This window comes from Staphylococcus sp. FSL W8-0271 (genome assembly GCF_038006605.1).
Taxonomy (GTDB): domain Bacteria; phylum Bacillota; class Bacilli; order Staphylococcales; family Staphylococcaceae; genus Staphylococcus; species Staphylococcus cohnii.
Genome location: NZ_JBBOVM010000001.1, coordinates 1,339,519 through 1,355,773, shown reverse-complemented (window position 1 = coordinate 1,355,773; position 16,255 = coordinate 1,339,519). Strand labels below are relative to the sequence as shown.

Genomic DNA, 16,255 nt, shown 5'->3' with positions numbered 1-16,255 from the left:
TCTAAGTAAATGATATTAATTTAAAAAAAGACGAGATTGGAAATCAATATTAAAATAGTGATTTCTTATCTCGCCTTTTTCAGAACACGCATACTTCATAAATATTCATATTTATAAAGTGAATTAAATTTTACTTTATAATAATTAATTGATACTCAAGTGTTTTCATGTTCATCTGTTGGTTTTGGTAGATTTATTATAAATGTAGTGCCTTTGCCAAGCTCACTTTTAACGTCAATCGTTCCACCGTGTTCATCGATAATCATACGACAGATAAACAGTCCTAAACCAGTCCCTTGTTTACCCCGTTTACGAGCGGTATCAACTTTATAAAAACGATCAAATACTTGTTGTAAGTGTTCTGGAGCAATGCCAGATCCTGTGTCTGAAATGTATAAGATATTTTCAGTTTCTGTTTCTCCATAACTAATTGATATTAAATCACCAGGTTCTGTATATCTGGTTGCATTATCAATAAGATTGGTCAACACTTGTTCAATTCTATCAGTGTCGAAATACCATAATTGATTGTGCGTATTTGGATTTAAATTCATCGTTAACTTTAAATCATTTGCTTGTTTTTGGTATTTTTGTTGCATTCTACTTAGCAGCGGATCAATCGGTTGTTTTACTTTTTCTACAGTTAGTCCTTCGGCATCCATTCGTGCAACATTAAGTAATTCATTTACTAATCGATTTAAACGCTTTGTTTCGTCAAGTACAATTGACAATGATTCATGTATTTCGTCTGGCTCTGTTACAATACCATCAACAATCGACTCTGTATATCCTTGTAATAATGAAATAGGTGTACGCAATTCATGTGATACATTAGCAATAAAATCTTTTTTCATTTGATCAATATTATGCTCATTGGTCATATCACGAATAATAGCTACAATACCACTTCTACCATCAGGTTGAATTTGTTCAATATAACTTGTAATAATGACAAAATAACGTGTACTAATTTCGTATTCTTCGAATTGTGTTTGTTGGGTTTTAAATGTTAATTCGTTTTGACGATCAAGTTTTTCTAAATCGTGAGCATCTAATATTTTCAAAATATTTTGTGCCATCTTGTTTGATATGATTATTTCTTGTTTATCATTAAAGCCAAGTACACCTTCAACCATAGAATTTATTAAACTATCTCTGATATTTTTAGATGAGGATAATGCGTCTATATGTTGTTGTATTTCGGAACTCATCGTGTTAAAAGCACGTGATAATTCTCCAATTTCATCTCGAGAATTAACAGGAACTACTTGAGCATAGTCACCTTTAGAAACTTTTAATGCTTGTGTCCTTAAATTTCTAAGCGGTTTTGTAATTCGTGATGATAAGAAAAAGGCAAACACAGTTGTAATAGATAAAAAGATTATTGCAATAATTAATATAATGACTGTGATCACATTATTGGTATCTTCTATCGTTTTCAAATCTTGATAGATAAAAACACCACTATATTTACTATTATGAGGACTAGACTCTAGATTTTTAGATGGATAGCCTATTAAAACATAAGTTTTTTGCTGTTTATTCATATCAATTGTCACGTGCTCTGATATCTGTTTTCCTCGATCGAACACTTTTTCATAGTTTTTATTACCTTTTATTTCTTTGAACATTTTTTCTTTTGTTTCATCATTATTAATACTATCCATATGTTTATGGTTCATGATGATGAGTCCTACTGGCCCCTCAATGAGAGATTTACTATGTTTTATGGCAGTTGCTTTATCATCTGAATTCTCAACTAAATGACTTATTCTTTTAGCATCTTCAAGTAATGAATCTTCTGTTTCTTGCGTAAAGTAAGATTGTATAAACGTTATAAGTGCTGCACTTAATAAAATTAAAACTGTCGTTACTATAAAGATTATAGTTAACCACAGTTTTACTACTACGTTATTGAGTCGGTTCATTTTCAGATTTAACCTCAAATTTATAGCCAACGCCCCAAACAGTCTGAATCATTTGGGCAGCTTCATCAGAAACGCGATTTAATTTCTCTCTTAAACGTTTTACATGTGTATCAACAGTACGCAAATCTCCGTAAAATTCATAGTGCCATACTTCTTTTAAAAGTTGTTCACGATCAAAGACTTTATTTGGCGTTTTTGCTAAAAAGATTAAAAGTTCATATTCTTTTGGAGTTAAGTTTACTTGATTGCCATCTGCTAGCACACGGTGTGCGTCATTATCAATAACAAGATGTTCAAATTCTATTAAATCTCGTGCATGTGGTTCGCTTTGTTCTGTATGTGCAACTTGAGTTCTTCTTAATAAAGCTTTGACACGTAAAACCACTTCACGTGGTGAAAATGGTTTTACAATATAATCATCTGCGCCGGATTCAAAACCTTCTACGCGGTTTGTTTCTTCTCCTTTAGCAGTTAACATAATAATTGGTGTTTCTTTTTGCTCTCTTAATCTAGATGCGACAGTAATGCCATCCATTTCTGGCAACATTAAATCTAATAAGATACATGCATAATCATGTTCCATTGCCATTTTGTATGCTTCTTGTCCGTCTCTAGCTTCATGAGTTTCAAAAGATTCTCTTTCTAAGTACAATTTCAATAATCGTCTGATTCTATCTTCATCATCGACGATAAGTATTTCATTTGCCATAGGTTCGTACCCTCCCACACTGCTAACTTTCAATTTCAACCATATTATATCATAGGTTGAGCTATAAAAGTGTTTATGAATGAAAAGTTTGTGAAAAAATTATCAATATCAAGTTTTTGTTAAAGTAAAGTCATATTTAATGTCCGTGTTCTGCAATTTGACGTAACGTTTTTACTTCATGAGGTGTAAGTACGCGACCTTCACCTGCATTGAGTCCTTTTAGGTTTAAAGGGCCAAATTCTATACGCTGTAATTTTGATACTTGATGACCAAAGTGTTCAAACATGCGTCTGACTTGTCTATTGCGACCTTCAGTTATTGTAATTTCAACAAGTGTAGTGTTTTTATCTTTATCTTGATTTTTAATTTTAACTGTCGCAGGTTGTGTTTTTCCATCTTCTAAATTAACACCTTGTTCTAATGCTTTAACTTCTTCACGCATAAGGTAACCTTTTAATTTAACTACATATTTCTTTTTGATTTTATAACGAGGGTGTGTCATTAAGTTAGTGAACTCACCATCGTTAGTAAGTAAAAGTAACCCTGATGTATCATAATCTAAACGACCGACTGGATAAATCCTTGTCTTAATTTGTTTAAAATAATCCGTAACGACCTTTCTACCTTTGTCATCTGATACGCTAGTGATAACTTGCGAAGGTTTATAGAAAAGAATATATAGTTTATCTTCTTGTTCTAATTTAATTCCTTCAACTTCTACCATATCTGTCGGTTTAACTTTAGTACCTAATTCTGTTTCAATTTCACCATTTACTTTTACTTTACCTTCTGTAATTAATGTTTCAGCTTTACGTCTTGATGTATAACCACTATTTGCGATACGTTTTTGTAATCTTTCTGTTTCTTTATTCATTATTATCTCCTTTTTGATTTACTAAATTACTAAAGAAAGCTTCTATTTCTTCGTCTTCTTCATCGGTAGTTGGTAAATCATCTAATTGTTCAATACCAAATACATTTAAAAATAATGCTGTTGTATATAATTGTTGACTTCTGGAATCTTCCTCATCTTTAGCTTCAATTAAACCACGTGCTATCAGAGTTTTGACTGCTCCGTCAGAATTAATGCCTCTAATCATTTCGATATCACTTCGAGATAATGGCTGATTATATGCTATTATCGATAAAGCTTCCATTGCTGCTTGTGATAATTTCATTTTAGATTTTTGTTCTATTAACTTCTCAATGTATTCTGACGCGTCTTTTTTAGTTGTTAAGACATAATGTTCCCCATAATGTTGGATTTTTAAGCCACAAGCGTCATATTCTTTTATTAATGTATGAAAACGATCTTGGTCAATGTCTAAAATTTCTAGAATTTGTTTTTCTTCAAGTCCTTCATCACCTGCAGTATAAAGTAATGCTTCCAGGATTCCTTTATCGTTCAATGCCATAATTAACTCCTCTTAAAATATTAATATCGTCAAAGCTTTTTTGTTGTTCAATATTTACTATTCCAGATTTAGACATTTCTAGTATTGCAAGAAAATGAGTAACAACCATTTCCAATGGTTCAGTAAAATTGAATAAACTAAAAAAGTTGAAGGATTCATGCTTTTGTAAACGTTGAGTTACTTGTGTAGTAGCTTGTTGAATTGTAAACGTTTCTTTTCGAATATCAACAGATTTAGGTGTTTGATATTCAACACGATTTTTCACTTTTTGGTAAGCTATGATTAACTCTGTTAAATCAATCGTATTATTAGGGTCCCAAGTTTCATTTGATTCTAAGTGCGTTAAATCTGTTGGATGCTTAGAATAATACTTTTCTCTTTCCGCCCTTTTTTCGTTTAAGAGCACTGTGTATTCTTTATAGTTTTGATATTCAATTAATCTCTCAACCAAATTTTCACGCGGATCATCATCTAAATCGTCAATTTCTTCTGAATGAGGCAATAGCATTTTGCTTTTTATCATAAGTAATTCTGAAGCCATAACTAAATATTCACTTGCCACATTAATTTCTAATTGACTCATCGCATGTATATATTGCATATACTGTTCTGTTAAAGATTTCATTGGTATATCATAAATATCAATTTCAAATTTTTGAATAAGATGCAATAATAAATCTAAAGGACCATTAAAGGCATCGAGTTTTACTTCATACATTTTATCTACCTCATATTAGCAAGTTAAGTGCGTAATTCACTAAATTATTATAGCATGTTTATTATAAACATTTAAAATCGGAGCGATATTCATGTTGAAAAATGCACTAAAAGATTTTTATTTTCAATTTCATACAAAGCAACATTATTTTCTTTGTCACGATATTTTAGAAGAAGCTTGGAAAACCAAACCAAATTACAATAAGGATGATGCTGTTGTGAGCCTTATATTGATTGCAACTGGATCTTATCATTACCGTAGACATAATTATGTAGGCGCCCACAAATCTTTTAATAAGGCATTAAGAGTTATTGAAAACTATGATTCAGCGATTAATATTGGACTTGATATACAAGCGTATAAAAGGCTGTTAGTCGAATTAATTAAAGCTACAAAAAAAGAGCAATCTTTTGAGCCATTTCATCTACCTTTAACAGATACAATGGAACAAATTATATTAGAACAGTACCCGAATTATGTGATGACATATTATAAAATTGAAGATGACTATATCATAGATCACCATTTAAAAAGGGATAGAACTGAAGTTGAAGCGGCGAGGAAACGTGCATTACAAGCGCGAAATAGATCAGTATAAACACTTATGATTTATGGCATCAATAAAAAAACACAGTCCAGTTATTCAATCGAATAAACTAGTCTGTGTTTATGCTCTTGGATGAAATTCGTTATACATCTTACGAATTTGTGATTTCGAAACGTGTGTATACAATTGTGTTGTAGATATATCAGAATGACCGAGCATTTCTTGAACTGCACGTAAATCTGCTCCGTTTTCAAGTAAATGGGTAGCAAATGAATGTCTTAATGTATGTGGTGTTAAAGTTTTTATTATATTTGCTTTGATACCATTTTGTTTAATCATTTTCCATATCGCTTGTCTCGATAAAGGTTTACCATGCATGTTTAAAAATAATGTGTCAGTAACCGTATTTTTTAATAATTGTGGTCTTACCGTTTCTAAATAAGTGTTTAAGTATTCAATTACTGTATCACCTAATGGTACAATTCTTTCTTTATTTCCTTTACCAAAAACACGTATAAAGCCCATAATTAAATTAACGTCTTCTAATTCAATCTGAATCAGTTCTGATACACGCATTCCGGTAGCATAAAGTAATTCTAACATTGTGCGATCTCTATAACCGTTGTTTTTGGATAAATCAGGTGTCTCTAATAGTCTAAGTACTTCATCTATTTCTAAAACATCTGGTAATTTACGATCATATTTAGGTGTTTCTATTAATACCGTTGGGTCTTTTGCTGCATATTTTTCTCTTAATGCAAACTGATGAAAACTGCGAATAGTAGAAATGAAGCGAGCTAATGATTTTGAAGATGCACCTTCATCATGTAAGTGACCCAAACACTCTTGAATGAGTTGTCTATCCACAAAATCAATATGACTAATTTTGTGTGATGTTAAAAATTCATCATATTTTTTTAAATCTCTTCGATATGCACCAATTGTATTTACACTTAACCCTTTTTCTAATTGTATAAATTTCAAATATTCATCTATAATATTTTTCACTGTACTACCTCTATTTCTGAAATAGTATTTTTAAATTTATTTCCCTTTTGCTTGGCATGACGCACAAATACCATGGAATGTTAAACGGTGGTCTAATATTTTAAATTCGAATTCATTTTCAACTCTTTCTTCTACACGAGGTAATAAGTCTTCTTCGATTTCTTCTACTTTACCGCATTTCATACAAACAAGATGGTGATGAAAATGTTTTGCTCCTTCTTTTCTCAAATCAAATCGAGCAACACCATCGCCGAAATTTATTTTATCGACCACTTTTAATTCTGCTAGCAATTCTAAAGTACGATATACAGTTGCAAGTCCAATTTCAGGTGCTTTGTCTTTAACTTTCAAATAAACATCTTCTGCACTTAAATGGTCTTTTTCATTTTCAATTAAAACTCTTAAAGTTGCCTCACGTTGTGGCGTCAATTTATAAGATGATTGCTGTAATTGTTGCTTCACGCGATTTAATCGTTCTTCCACGGAAGCCTCACTCCCCTACTAATAATTATAATCATTTTAATTTAGTTATGATATATATATATAAAATACCAATAATTGATAAAATTCGCAAGTATTCTCGTATCTTATTTATAATGATTATAATTAAGTAATAAATGTTGTAAAGCAATTATAGTTTTTGCGTCTTCTAATTCTTTATTGTCTAATAATGTTTTAATTTCATTCATATCATAATATGCTAATTCTAAAAATTCATCTTCATCTAATTGCATTTTACCTTTTGTTAAATTTTCAGCTATATAAATTGATATTTTTTCATTTGAGAAACCTGGAGAACCATACATTTCCGTAATATGTTCTAATTCATCAGCAATATAACCTGTTTCTTCTTCAAGTTCACGTTTGGCAGCTGAAATTCGTTCTTCTCCTTGTTCCAATTTGCCTGCGGGTATTTCTAAAAGTGGTTTTTCACAAGCCTTACGAAATTGTTTCACTAATATCACTTTATTTTCAGGTGTAATTGGACAAACAGCGACAGCACCATTATGGTATATCAATTCACGTTTAGAAGTTTGTCCATCGGGTAGTTCAACATCGTGGACTTCTAAATCAATGATTGCCCCTTTATAAATAGAAGTACTATGTAAAGTCTTTTCAAATAGGTTCATAAATAATCACAGTCCTTTTAATTGGTTTAAGATATTGTTAAGATGTACTCATTAGTTATTATGGGAATAGCGAGGAACATATACATGTTTCATTTTTGCTATGTATAGATAGTTAATATTGAATATCCAACTTACTTTATTACGTCTACACCCCATTATTCAAGTGTATCGAAAGGAGATAAAACATGCAAAAAAATGTTTTGAAAAGCGGTATAGAAATTTCAGAGTTAGGTTTAGGTTGTATGAGTCTCGGGACAAATAAAAAGCAAGCAGAGCCTATCATAGAACGTGCAATTGAACATGGTATCACTTATTTTGATACAGCTGATATGTACGATAAAGGTGTAAACGAGACAATTGTTGGTGAGACTTTAAAGAAATACCAAAATAGAGATGATATTATCATTGGTACAAAAGTAGGAAATCGTTTAACGGAAGATGGTTCTACAACATGGGATCCTTCTAAATCTTATATTAAAGAAGCAGTGAAAGGCTCATTGAAAAGACTTGGGTTAGATCATTTAGATTTATACCAGTTACATGGTGGTACGATTGATGATCCAATTGATGAAACAATTAGTGCTTTCGATGAATTAAAGAAAGAAGGCATTATCCGTGCTTATGGTATTTCTTCAATCAGACCTAACGTGATTGATTACTATTTAAAACATAGCGATATCGAAACGCTAATGTCTCAATTTAACTTAATTGATAACAGACCAGAACAACTTTTAGATGATGTGCATGCTAAAAAAGTTAAAGTACTAGCACGTGGTCCAGTATTTAAAGGATTATTAACTGCTAAAAGTAATAATACGTTAGATTCAAAATTTAGTGATGGTATTTTTGATTATAGTTATCAAGAACTTGGAGAAACAATTGCATCAATTAAAGAAATTGAAAGTAATTTATCTGCACTTACTTTTAATTATTTAACTTCTCATGATGCATTAGGTTCTATCATTGTAGGTGCAAGTAGTACGGATCAACTAGATGAAAATGTAAAAAATTATCAACATTCAAAAGACATAAGTTTAGAAGCATTAAAAGCAGCGCAAGATCGAGTGAAAAATTTAGAATATACCCAACATTTAAAATAAATCTCTTTTCGTTGTCCTAAAACATGTATGTCTGAGCAAAGATGACAATATAAATAACTTCAATCAAAGCAAAAACGTCAATTTCTCTTATGATTTTATAGAAATTGACGTTTTTTGTTTAAAAAGCTTCATAACCCATGACATTGTTATCTTCTATTTTAATGCTATAGTCAAAATGATTATTACCCAACTTTGAATAAATGCTAACCTTTGTTCTTAAATAATGAAGTGAAGTTTTTTTCTATAAACCGTGGCATCAATTGATAAATTTTTAATAAATGATGCATCCATCTAGGTTGATTAATTTCTAATTTTTTCTCAATTATACCATTGATAATTTGGTTTGCTAATTTTTCAGGGTCAAGCATCATGTCACTGTATTTTTTGGCAAATTTCATAGATGGATCTGCTTTTTCATGAAATGGTGTCGCTATTGGCCCAGTATTAACAGTCATAATATGATAATTTGGTTTCTCAATACGCAGTGCATTTAATAATTGGTTAAAAGCTGCTTTACTTGCACCATAATGTGCAGCATAACCTTGACTTATAAAGGCAGCTTGGCTACCTATACCTACTATTATTGGAGTTTTTGAGAATGCCGGTTGTAGAACTTTCATTAATATATTGAAATGAAGCACATTTAATTTATATGTTTCAAGCATTTCTACAAATGTATGGTCTTCAATAGATTTAAAATACCCAAGGCCAGAACTGTATATAAGTCCATCAATAGTATGGTGTTGAAAGTATTCTTTTAAATCAATGATTTCTTGTTGTGATTGTAAATCGCATTTAATGATATTTAGATGTTCCGCATCATATTGTGTTGCGAATTGTTTTAATTTATCCGGATTTCGGGCAAGTACTGTAACATATGCTCTTTTAGATAATAATGCTTTTAATATGGCTTTACCTAATCCACTTGTACCACCAGTTAATACAAAATGTTTACCTATCATAGTAAATTCTCCTTGCTTTAAATTCATAGTTCAAGTATATGAGTGTAAACGATATTTTGCCACAGGTCTTTAAAAATTCTTAGCCATCATTTAAATCTATGTTAGTATGGAAACATAAAAAACAAAGAGGAAGTGAAGTCTTCACATGAAACTAGTATTTTATGGTGCCGGAAATATGGCGCATGCAATTTTTACAGGTATTGTTAGTTCTAAAGTGATTGATTCTAATAATATTTATTTAACGAATCGTTCAAATGAAGTTGCATTAAAAGAATATGCTGACGAGTTAGGTGTTAATTATAGCTATGATGATGCAGCATTGTTAAAAGATGCAGATTATGTATTCTTAGGAACGAAACCTTATGATTTTGATGATTTAGCAGAGCGTATTAAGCCATATATTGCAGAAAAGAATAAATTCATTTCTATTATGGCTGGTTTACCGATAAACTATATTCGTGAAAAATTGGCTTCTAACAACCCAATTGCGCGTATCATGCCAAACACAAATGCTCATGTTGGACATTCAGTTACTGGTATTAGCTTTTCCAATAATTTTGGCGCTAAGTCAAAAGAAGAAGTTGATAATTTAATAAATGCATTTGGATCTGCGATAGAAGTTTCAGAAGATAATTTGCATCAAGTTACAGCAATTACTGGAAGCGGTCCAGCTTTTTTATACCATGTCTTTGAACAATATGTCACAGCAGGCACACGTTTAGGTTTGGAAAAATCACAGGTAGAAGAATCAATTCGGAATTTAATCATAGGGACGAGTAAAATGATAGAACGTTCAGAATTGAGTATGGAACAGTTAAGAAAAAATATTACTTCTAAAGGCGGTACAACACAGGCAGGCCTTAATGCACTTGCAGAGCATGATATAGAAGCAATTTTCGAAGATTGTTTACGCTCTGCAGTAAATAGAAGTATTGAATTATCTAACCAAGATAATGATTAAAATTTAAAAAACCTAAAATTGTTATAAAAAAGTGGGACAGTCATCTAAATTGTAAAATACTACAATTTTTAGAAAACTGTCCCGCTTTTCATTTTTTAAAATTGCCAAGAATCAAAATCACTGACAAAACTAAATGGTGGCGTATTACTCAAAGCTTTAAGCGATTTACTAATATCGCACACCTCTTCTTTAGTATAACGATTGCTGATATGTGTTATTAAACTATAGTCAACATTTGCTTCTCTCATCAATTCAAAAACGTCATCAATATGGCTATGGTGATAGCTATTAGCTAATGATTTATCTCCTTCTATATATGTACTTTCATGTACCATGATATTTGCATCACGTGCAATTATCATTTCATTTTTACAAGGCATAGTATCTCCAAAAATTGCTACGACTGGACCTTTAATTGCATCATCTTTAAAATCTTTAGAGTTATAAATCTCACCTTTGTATTCGAATGTTTCATTGTTTTTTACATCTTGATATTTAGGTCCTGGTTCTAACCCAATGTTTCTGAGCGCTTCAACATTGATTTTACCAGATTTATATGGCGCTTCTACCCTATATCCAAAAGAAGGAATACCATGATTTAGCATATGTGCTTCAACATTAAATCCATTATGATGATAAGAAAGTTGTTCCTCTATTTCAATATAAGTGATTGGATAATTTAATTTTGATTCTGATAAAGTTAAAGTAGTTTCTATATATGACTTAATACCTTTTGGGCCAATAATAGTAAGAGGCTTATCTTCGCCCCCTTGAAAAGATCGGCTTGTGAGTAACCCAGGTAAACCAAATATATGATCACCATGCATATGCGTAATAAAAATGTGATCTACTTTTCCTAATTTGATTGAATGGTGTAATATTTGATGCTGTGTGCCTTCACCAACATCAAAAAGCCAAATGCTATTGGAGTATGGTTCCAAATTTAATGCAATCGCTTGGGTATTTCTTTCTTTAGTTGGCAGACCAGCACTTGTCCCAAAAAACGTAATTTCCATGCATATGCCTCCTCTTCTTGTTCATATTTTATCATATAAAAGTAATAAAAATATAATAAAATATGATATCACAAGCAAAATTGTGGGAAGATACTGGTGTATTGGTCTATAATAAATACAGATTTAATAAAGAATTGAGGTTTTGATCTTGAATACTAGAAATAAAGATATCCCATGCTTAATTACAATTTTTGGAGCAACTGGTGATCTTAGTCACAGAAAATTATTTCCATCATTATTCCATTTATACCAACAAGAAAATTTGAATGAGCACATTGCAATTGTTGGAATTGGTAGAAGAGACTTAACAAACGATGATTTCCGTAGTCAAGTGAAGTCGTCAATTCAAGAACACGTTAAAGATACTAAACACCTAGATAAGTTTATGGAACACGTATTTTATCACAAACACGATGTAGGTGATGAAGCAAGTTATCAATCACTATTAGAATTCAGCAATAAATTAGATCACGATTTCCAATTACAAGGTAATAGACTCTTTTATTTAGCTATGGCTCCGAATTTCTTTGGTGTTATATCTGATTATTTAAAATCTTCTGGATTAACAGATACAAGTGGTTTCAAACGTTTAGTTATTGAAAAACCATTTGGTTCAGATTTAGAATCTGCTGAAAAATTAAATGAACAACTACGTCGTTCATTTAAGGAAGAAGAAATTTACCGTATTGACCACTATCTTGGTAAAGATATGGTGCAAAATATTGAAGTACTTCGTTTTGCTAATGCAATGTTTGAACCATTATGGAATAACAAATATATTTCAAATATTCAAGTTACTTCATCGGAAGTGCTTGGAGTCGAAGACAGAGGTGGCTACTACGAATCTAGTGGTGCATTAAAAGATATGGTTCAAAACCATATGCTGCAAATGGTTGCTTTGCTAGCAATGGAAGCACCTATCAGTTTAAATAGTGAAGATATCAGAGCAGAAAAAGTTAAGGCTTTAAAATCATTGCGTAAATTAGAACCTGAAGAAGTTCGTCAAAACTTTGTTCGTGGTCAATATGATGAAGGTATCATAGAAGGACAGCAAGTTAAAAGATATAGAGATGAGGATCGTGTTGCAGAAGATTCCACAACGCCAACTTTTGTTTCTGGTAAACTAACCATTGATAATTTTAGATGGGCTGGCGTACCGTTCTACATAAGAACTGGTAAACGAATGAAGAGTAAAACGATACAAGTAGTCGTTGAATTTAAAGAAGTTCCAATGAATCTATACTATAAAACAGATAAAAAACTAGATTCCAACCTATTAGTTATTAATATCCAACCAAATGAAGGTGTTTCTTTACACTTAAATGCTAAAAAGAATGTACAAGGCATTGAAACTGAACCAGTTCAACTATCATATGCAATGAGTGCACAAGATAAAATGAACACAGTGGATGCTTATGAAAATTTATTATTTGACTGTTTAAATGGAGATGCAACTAACTTTACGCATTGGGAAGAATTAAAATCAACTTGGAAATTTGTTGATGCAATACAAGAAGAGTGGAACCAAAATGAACCCGAATTCCCTAATTATACGGCTGGAACAAACGGCCCATTAGCGAGTGATTTACTATTAAGTAGAGATGGTTTCCACTGGTGGGACGATATTCATTAAATAATTTTTTAAAAATAAGGCAATGATACAAGTTTCAATTTGAGCTTGTGTTGTTGCTTTTTTATTATACCTTATTTGTGTTATGATTTAGACTATTGATTAAATCATTCATATACAAATTTAGGATGTTTACATTTTACCCTATTTAATATTTTTGAGATGTAAGTCACATGAAAATGATGTAAAATAGAATTAATCAACAATGATTCATAACATTGTGTATAGAAAAGTAGCGACGAGGTACATAATCATTTGTATTTCGTTATCATTTAGGAGTGAAAGTTTTGGACGTTATCAAGCAAATCCAACAGGCAATTGTATATATTGAAGATCATTTGCTAGAGCCTCTATATTTGCAAGCACTTAGTGATTACGTTGGTCTTTCACCATTTCATATTGACCAATCATTTAAAATGATTGTAGGTCAATCACCAACAGAATATGCAAGGTCAAGAAGATTGACTTTAGCAGCACAAGACATTTTAAGTGGCTCAGCTCGCTTGGTAGATGTTGCAAAAAAGTATAGCTATAAAGACGCAAATGATTTTGCTAATGATTTTAGTGATTTCCATGGTGTTTCTCCTATTCAAGTCAATACAAAAAGAGACGAATTAAAATTGCAATCAAGGCTTTATATTAAACTTACTACTACAGAACGGGCCCCTTATGCGTACCGTTTGGAAGATACACAAGGTTTGTCTTTAGTAGGTTTTGCTAAGTTCTTAAATTCAGAGGAAATTGATAACCCTTTTAAAGTGCCTGATTTTTTAGAGGATTTATTAATTGACGATAAAATTAAAGAATTACAACGATATAATGATACAAGTCCACATGAACTCTTTGTGGTTAATTGTCCGCTTGATAATGGAATGGAAATTTTTGTAGGCGTACCGAGTGAAAGATATCCTGCGCACCTTGAAAGTCGTTTCTTACCTGAAAGACAATATGCTAAATTTAATTTACAAGGTGAGATGGATTATGTAGTCAATGAAGCTTGGTATTATATAGAGACCAGCCTTCAAATGACTTTACCCTATGAGCATAATAGTTTGTACGTTGAAGTTTATCCATTTGACATTTCATTCGATGATCCATTCACTAAAGTTCAATTATGGATGCCTGTTGATCAAGAACAATATGACATATTAGAATAAAAACATGAAAATACACTTAAATAATATATAGCGAGCAAGCAAACATATTTTTATATAAGTTGCTTACTCGCTATATTTTTGTTTGTTAATCATTATCCTAATTACTAGATAATAGATTCTAAAGTTTAATTACAAATGCTTCGTATGGTTGGATATTTTCAAAATCAATCGTACTATCTTTGTAGTTATGTAGTAATATGTTTTCTTCCAGGAAACTTGCATCAAAGGATAATTCAGCTTTTTTATTTGTTAAATTACCAACAATTAGTACATATTGATCATTTAATTCTCGTGTATATGCAAATATTTGGTTATTTTTTGAATCAACCAAATTAAATTCACCATATGTAAAAACATCATGAGATTTTTTTAACTTTATTAAAGCTTTATAGAAATTTAATATTGAATCTGGATCTTTTTGTTGATGTGCAACGTTAATGTTTTTGTAGTTTGGATTTACAGGAAACCAAGGCGTTACATCTGAAAATCCTGCAAAGTTAGAACTGTTCCACTGCATAGGTGTTCTAGAATTATCTCTATTTTCTTTTTTATGTTTATCTAATAGTTTTGAGACATCGCCACCTTGTTGTTTGACAATTTTGTATTCATTGACCACTGCAACATCATTAAAGGTTTCAATATCATCAAAAGGATAATTGGTCATACCAATTTCTTGACCTTGATAGATAAATGGTGTACCTTGCTGTAAAAAATATACGACTGCATGACTTGTTGCAGATTCAAACCAATAATGCGTATCATCCCCCCAAGTTGACACACGTCTTGGCTGGTCATGATTTTCAATAAACAATGCATTCCATCCAACATTTTCAAGTTTTTTTTGCCATTCATTGAGTACATTTTTATAGGCTTTGACGTCAAATTTAACGTCGCCTGAATTCCACAAGCTTAAATGTTCAAACTGAAAAATCATATTGAATTTGCCAGTTGTCTCACCTACCCAAGGTTCAGCGTTTTCTGGACTAACACCATTTGCCTCTCCTACGGTCATAATATCATAATGACTTAAAGATTTATCTTTCATTTCTTGTAACCAAGTTTGTATGCCAGGCTGATTCATATCTACTTCAAAAGCTGGTGCATAATCTTTTCCTTCTGGTAGTTTTAAGTCACCAGCTTCAAATGTTTTTTTAATATGTGTTATAGCATCTACTCTAAAACCATCTATACCTTTATTAAACCACCAATTCATCATTTCAAAAACAGCATTTCTAACTTCTTGGTTTTCCCAGTTTAAATCTGGTTGCTTTTTACTGAATAAATGAAAATAATATTGACCTGTTTGTTCATCAAATTCCCATGTAGATCCATTAAATATACTTTCCCAATTATTTGGTTCCGATCCATCTGGTTTCGGATCTTTCCAAATGTACCAGTCGCGTTTAGGATTATCTTTACTGGATTTCGATTCTATAAACCATGGATGTTCGTCTGATGTATGATTAACGACTAAATCTAGTATTAACTTCATATCTCTTTGATGTATTTCATTTAATAATTGATCAAAATCCTCCATGGTTCCAAACTCATTCATGATATCTTTATAGTCGCTTATATCATAGCCATTATCATCATTTGGCGATTTATACATTGGGCTAAGCCAAATAACATCAATTCCTAAATCATTTAAGTAATCTAACTTTTCTATCACACCTTTTAAATCTCCGATACCATCGCTATTAGTATCATTAAAGCTTCTTGGATAAACTTGATAAGCGATTGCTTCTTTCCACCATTCCCTTTTCATATAAATCCCCCTATAAAGGTATTAAATTTGTTAAATCCTATCAATATTTATATCTGAAAATTTAACTATGAACTAGCGTGCCATATAAATATAGTATGAAAAATAGTACCAATGTTTAAACAGTCATAGCTTAATACAATATTAAATATAATAGACTTAATCATATATATTAATAGATTAATTAATGTACGTATAAAAGTCAAAAT

The 16,255-nt window shown here is 31.2% G+C and carries 16 protein-coding genes; 5 read left to right on the top strand and 11 right to left on the bottom strand.

The genetic code is table 11. The features are described 5' to 3' along the window. Nucleotides 1-155: 155 nt before the first annotated feature. From NST87_RS06735 to NST87_RS06715, 5 genes are all read right to left on the bottom strand, one after another. Nucleotides 156-1,928, bottom strand: a complete 1,773-nt coding sequence (locus tag NST87_RS06735) for an ATP-binding protein (protein WP_019468353.1) — start codon at nucleotides 1,926-1,928, stop codon at nucleotides 156-158. Further along, the gene (locus NST87_RS06730) at nucleotides 1,912-2,637 is read right to left on the bottom strand and encodes a response regulator (protein WP_019468354.1); all 726 of its coding nucleotides are present in this window, start codon (nucleotides 2,635-2,637) and stop codon (nucleotides 1,912-1,914) included. The genes NST87_RS06735 and NST87_RS06730 overlap by 17 nt, the downstream gene beginning before the upstream one ends. Nucleotides 2,638-2,773: 136 nt before the next feature. Beyond that, on the bottom strand, nucleotides 2,774-3,511 hold the full coding sequence (locus NST87_RS06725) for a pseudouridine synthase (protein ID WP_019468355.1): 738 nt from the start codon (nucleotides 3,509-3,511) through the stop codon (nucleotides 2,774-2,776). After that, the gene (scpB, locus tag NST87_RS06720; protein ID WP_340721459.1) at nucleotides 3,504-4,052 is read right to left on the bottom strand and encodes an SMC-Scp complex subunit ScpB; all 549 of its coding nucleotides are present in this window, start codon (nucleotides 4,050-4,052) and stop codon (nucleotides 3,504-3,506) included. The genes NST87_RS06725 and scpB overlap by 8 nt, the downstream gene beginning before the upstream one ends. Continuing rightward, entirely contained in the window at nucleotides 4,036-4,770 is a 735-nt protein-coding gene (locus tag NST87_RS06715) for a segregation and condensation protein A (protein ID WP_019468357.1), read from the bottom strand. The genes scpB and NST87_RS06715 overlap by 17 nt, the downstream gene beginning before the upstream one ends. A 91-nt stretch (nucleotides 4,771-4,861) precedes the next feature. On the opposite strand from NST87_RS06715, the gene NST87_RS06710 reads away from it, so the two are divergent. Further along, nucleotides 4,862-5,368, top strand: coding sequence for a DUF309 domain-containing protein (locus NST87_RS06710; RefSeq protein ID WP_019468358.1), 507 nt, complete (start codon nucleotides 4,862-4,864; stop codon nucleotides 5,366-5,368). Between the two features lie 69 nt (nucleotides 5,369-5,437). Here NST87_RS06710 and xerD read toward each other — a convergent pair whose 3' ends face one another. The 3 genes from xerD to NST87_RS06695 all read right to left on the bottom strand — a co-directional run bounded on the left by xerD (nucleotide 5,438) and on the right by NST87_RS06695 (nucleotide 7,455). Next, a complete protein-coding gene (gene xerD, locus NST87_RS06705) occupies nucleotides 5,438-6,325 on the bottom strand; it encodes a site-specific tyrosine recombinase XerD (RefSeq protein WP_019468359.1) in 888 nt (295 codons plus the stop codon). Nucleotides 6,326-6,361: 36 nt separating this feature from the next. After that, entirely contained in the window at nucleotides 6,362-6,808 is a 447-nt protein-coding gene (fur, locus tag NST87_RS06700; protein WP_071560138.1) for a ferric iron uptake transcriptional regulator, read from the bottom strand. A gap of 104 nt (nucleotides 6,809-6,912) precedes the next feature. Beyond that, the gene (locus tag NST87_RS06695; RefSeq protein WP_019468361.1) at nucleotides 6,913-7,455 is read right to left on the bottom strand and encodes an NUDIX hydrolase; all 543 of its coding nucleotides are present in this window, start codon (nucleotides 7,453-7,455) and stop codon (nucleotides 6,913-6,915) included. Between the two features lie 185 nt (nucleotides 7,456-7,640). On the opposite strand from NST87_RS06695, the gene NST87_RS06690 reads away from it, so the two are divergent. Next, a complete protein-coding gene (locus tag NST87_RS06690; RefSeq protein ID WP_019468362.1) occupies nucleotides 7,641-8,555 on the top strand; it encodes an aldo/keto reductase in 915 nt (304 codons plus the stop codon). 203 nt (nucleotides 8,556-8,758) lie between these two features. On the opposite strand, the gene NST87_RS06685 is transcribed toward NST87_RS06690, so the two are convergent. Then, a complete protein-coding gene (locus NST87_RS06685) occupies nucleotides 8,759-9,517 on the bottom strand; it encodes an SDR family NAD(P)-dependent oxidoreductase (protein WP_019468363.1) in 759 nt (252 codons plus the stop codon). 145 nt (nucleotides 9,518-9,662) lie between these two features. Between NST87_RS06685 and proC the strand changes: the two genes are divergently transcribed. Continuing rightward, nucleotides 9,663-10,478 carry a pyrroline-5-carboxylate reductase gene (gene proC / locus NST87_RS06680; protein WP_019468364.1) on the top strand — a complete coding sequence of 272 codons (816 nt, stop codon included), beginning with the start codon at nucleotides 9,663-9,665 and terminating at the stop codon, nucleotides 10,476-10,478. Between the two features lie 95 nt (nucleotides 10,479-10,573). On the opposite strand, the gene rnz is transcribed toward proC, so the two are convergent. Next, nucleotides 10,574-11,494: a ribonuclease Z gene (gene rnz / locus NST87_RS06675; protein WP_019468365.1), complete on the bottom strand. Its 921-nt coding sequence runs from the start codon at nucleotides 11,492-11,494 to the stop codon at nucleotides 10,574-10,576. A gap of 148 nt (nucleotides 11,495-11,642) precedes the next feature. On the opposite strand from rnz, the gene zwf reads away from it, so the two are divergent. Together zwf and NST87_RS06665 are read left to right on the top strand one after the other, a co-directional pair. Then, complete coding sequence (gene zwf / locus NST87_RS06670) at nucleotides 11,643-13,127, top strand: glucose-6-phosphate dehydrogenase (RefSeq protein ID WP_340721457.1); 1,485 nt, start codon at nucleotides 11,643-11,645, stop codon at nucleotides 13,125-13,127. 284 nt (nucleotides 13,128-13,411) lie between these two features. Further along, complete coding sequence (locus tag NST87_RS06665; protein ID WP_340721456.1) at nucleotides 13,412-14,281, top strand: AraC family transcriptional regulator; 870 nt, start codon at nucleotides 13,412-13,414, stop codon at nucleotides 14,279-14,281. 118 nt (nucleotides 14,282-14,399) lie between these two features. Here NST87_RS06665 and NST87_RS06660 read toward each other — a convergent pair whose 3' ends face one another. Next, nucleotides 14,400-16,049 carry a glycoside hydrolase family 13 protein gene (locus NST87_RS06660; protein ID WP_040030039.1) on the bottom strand — a complete coding sequence of 550 codons (1,650 nt, stop codon included), beginning with the start codon at nucleotides 16,047-16,049 and terminating at the stop codon, nucleotides 14,400-14,402. Between the last annotated feature and the right edge of the window lie 206 nt (nucleotides 16,050-16,255).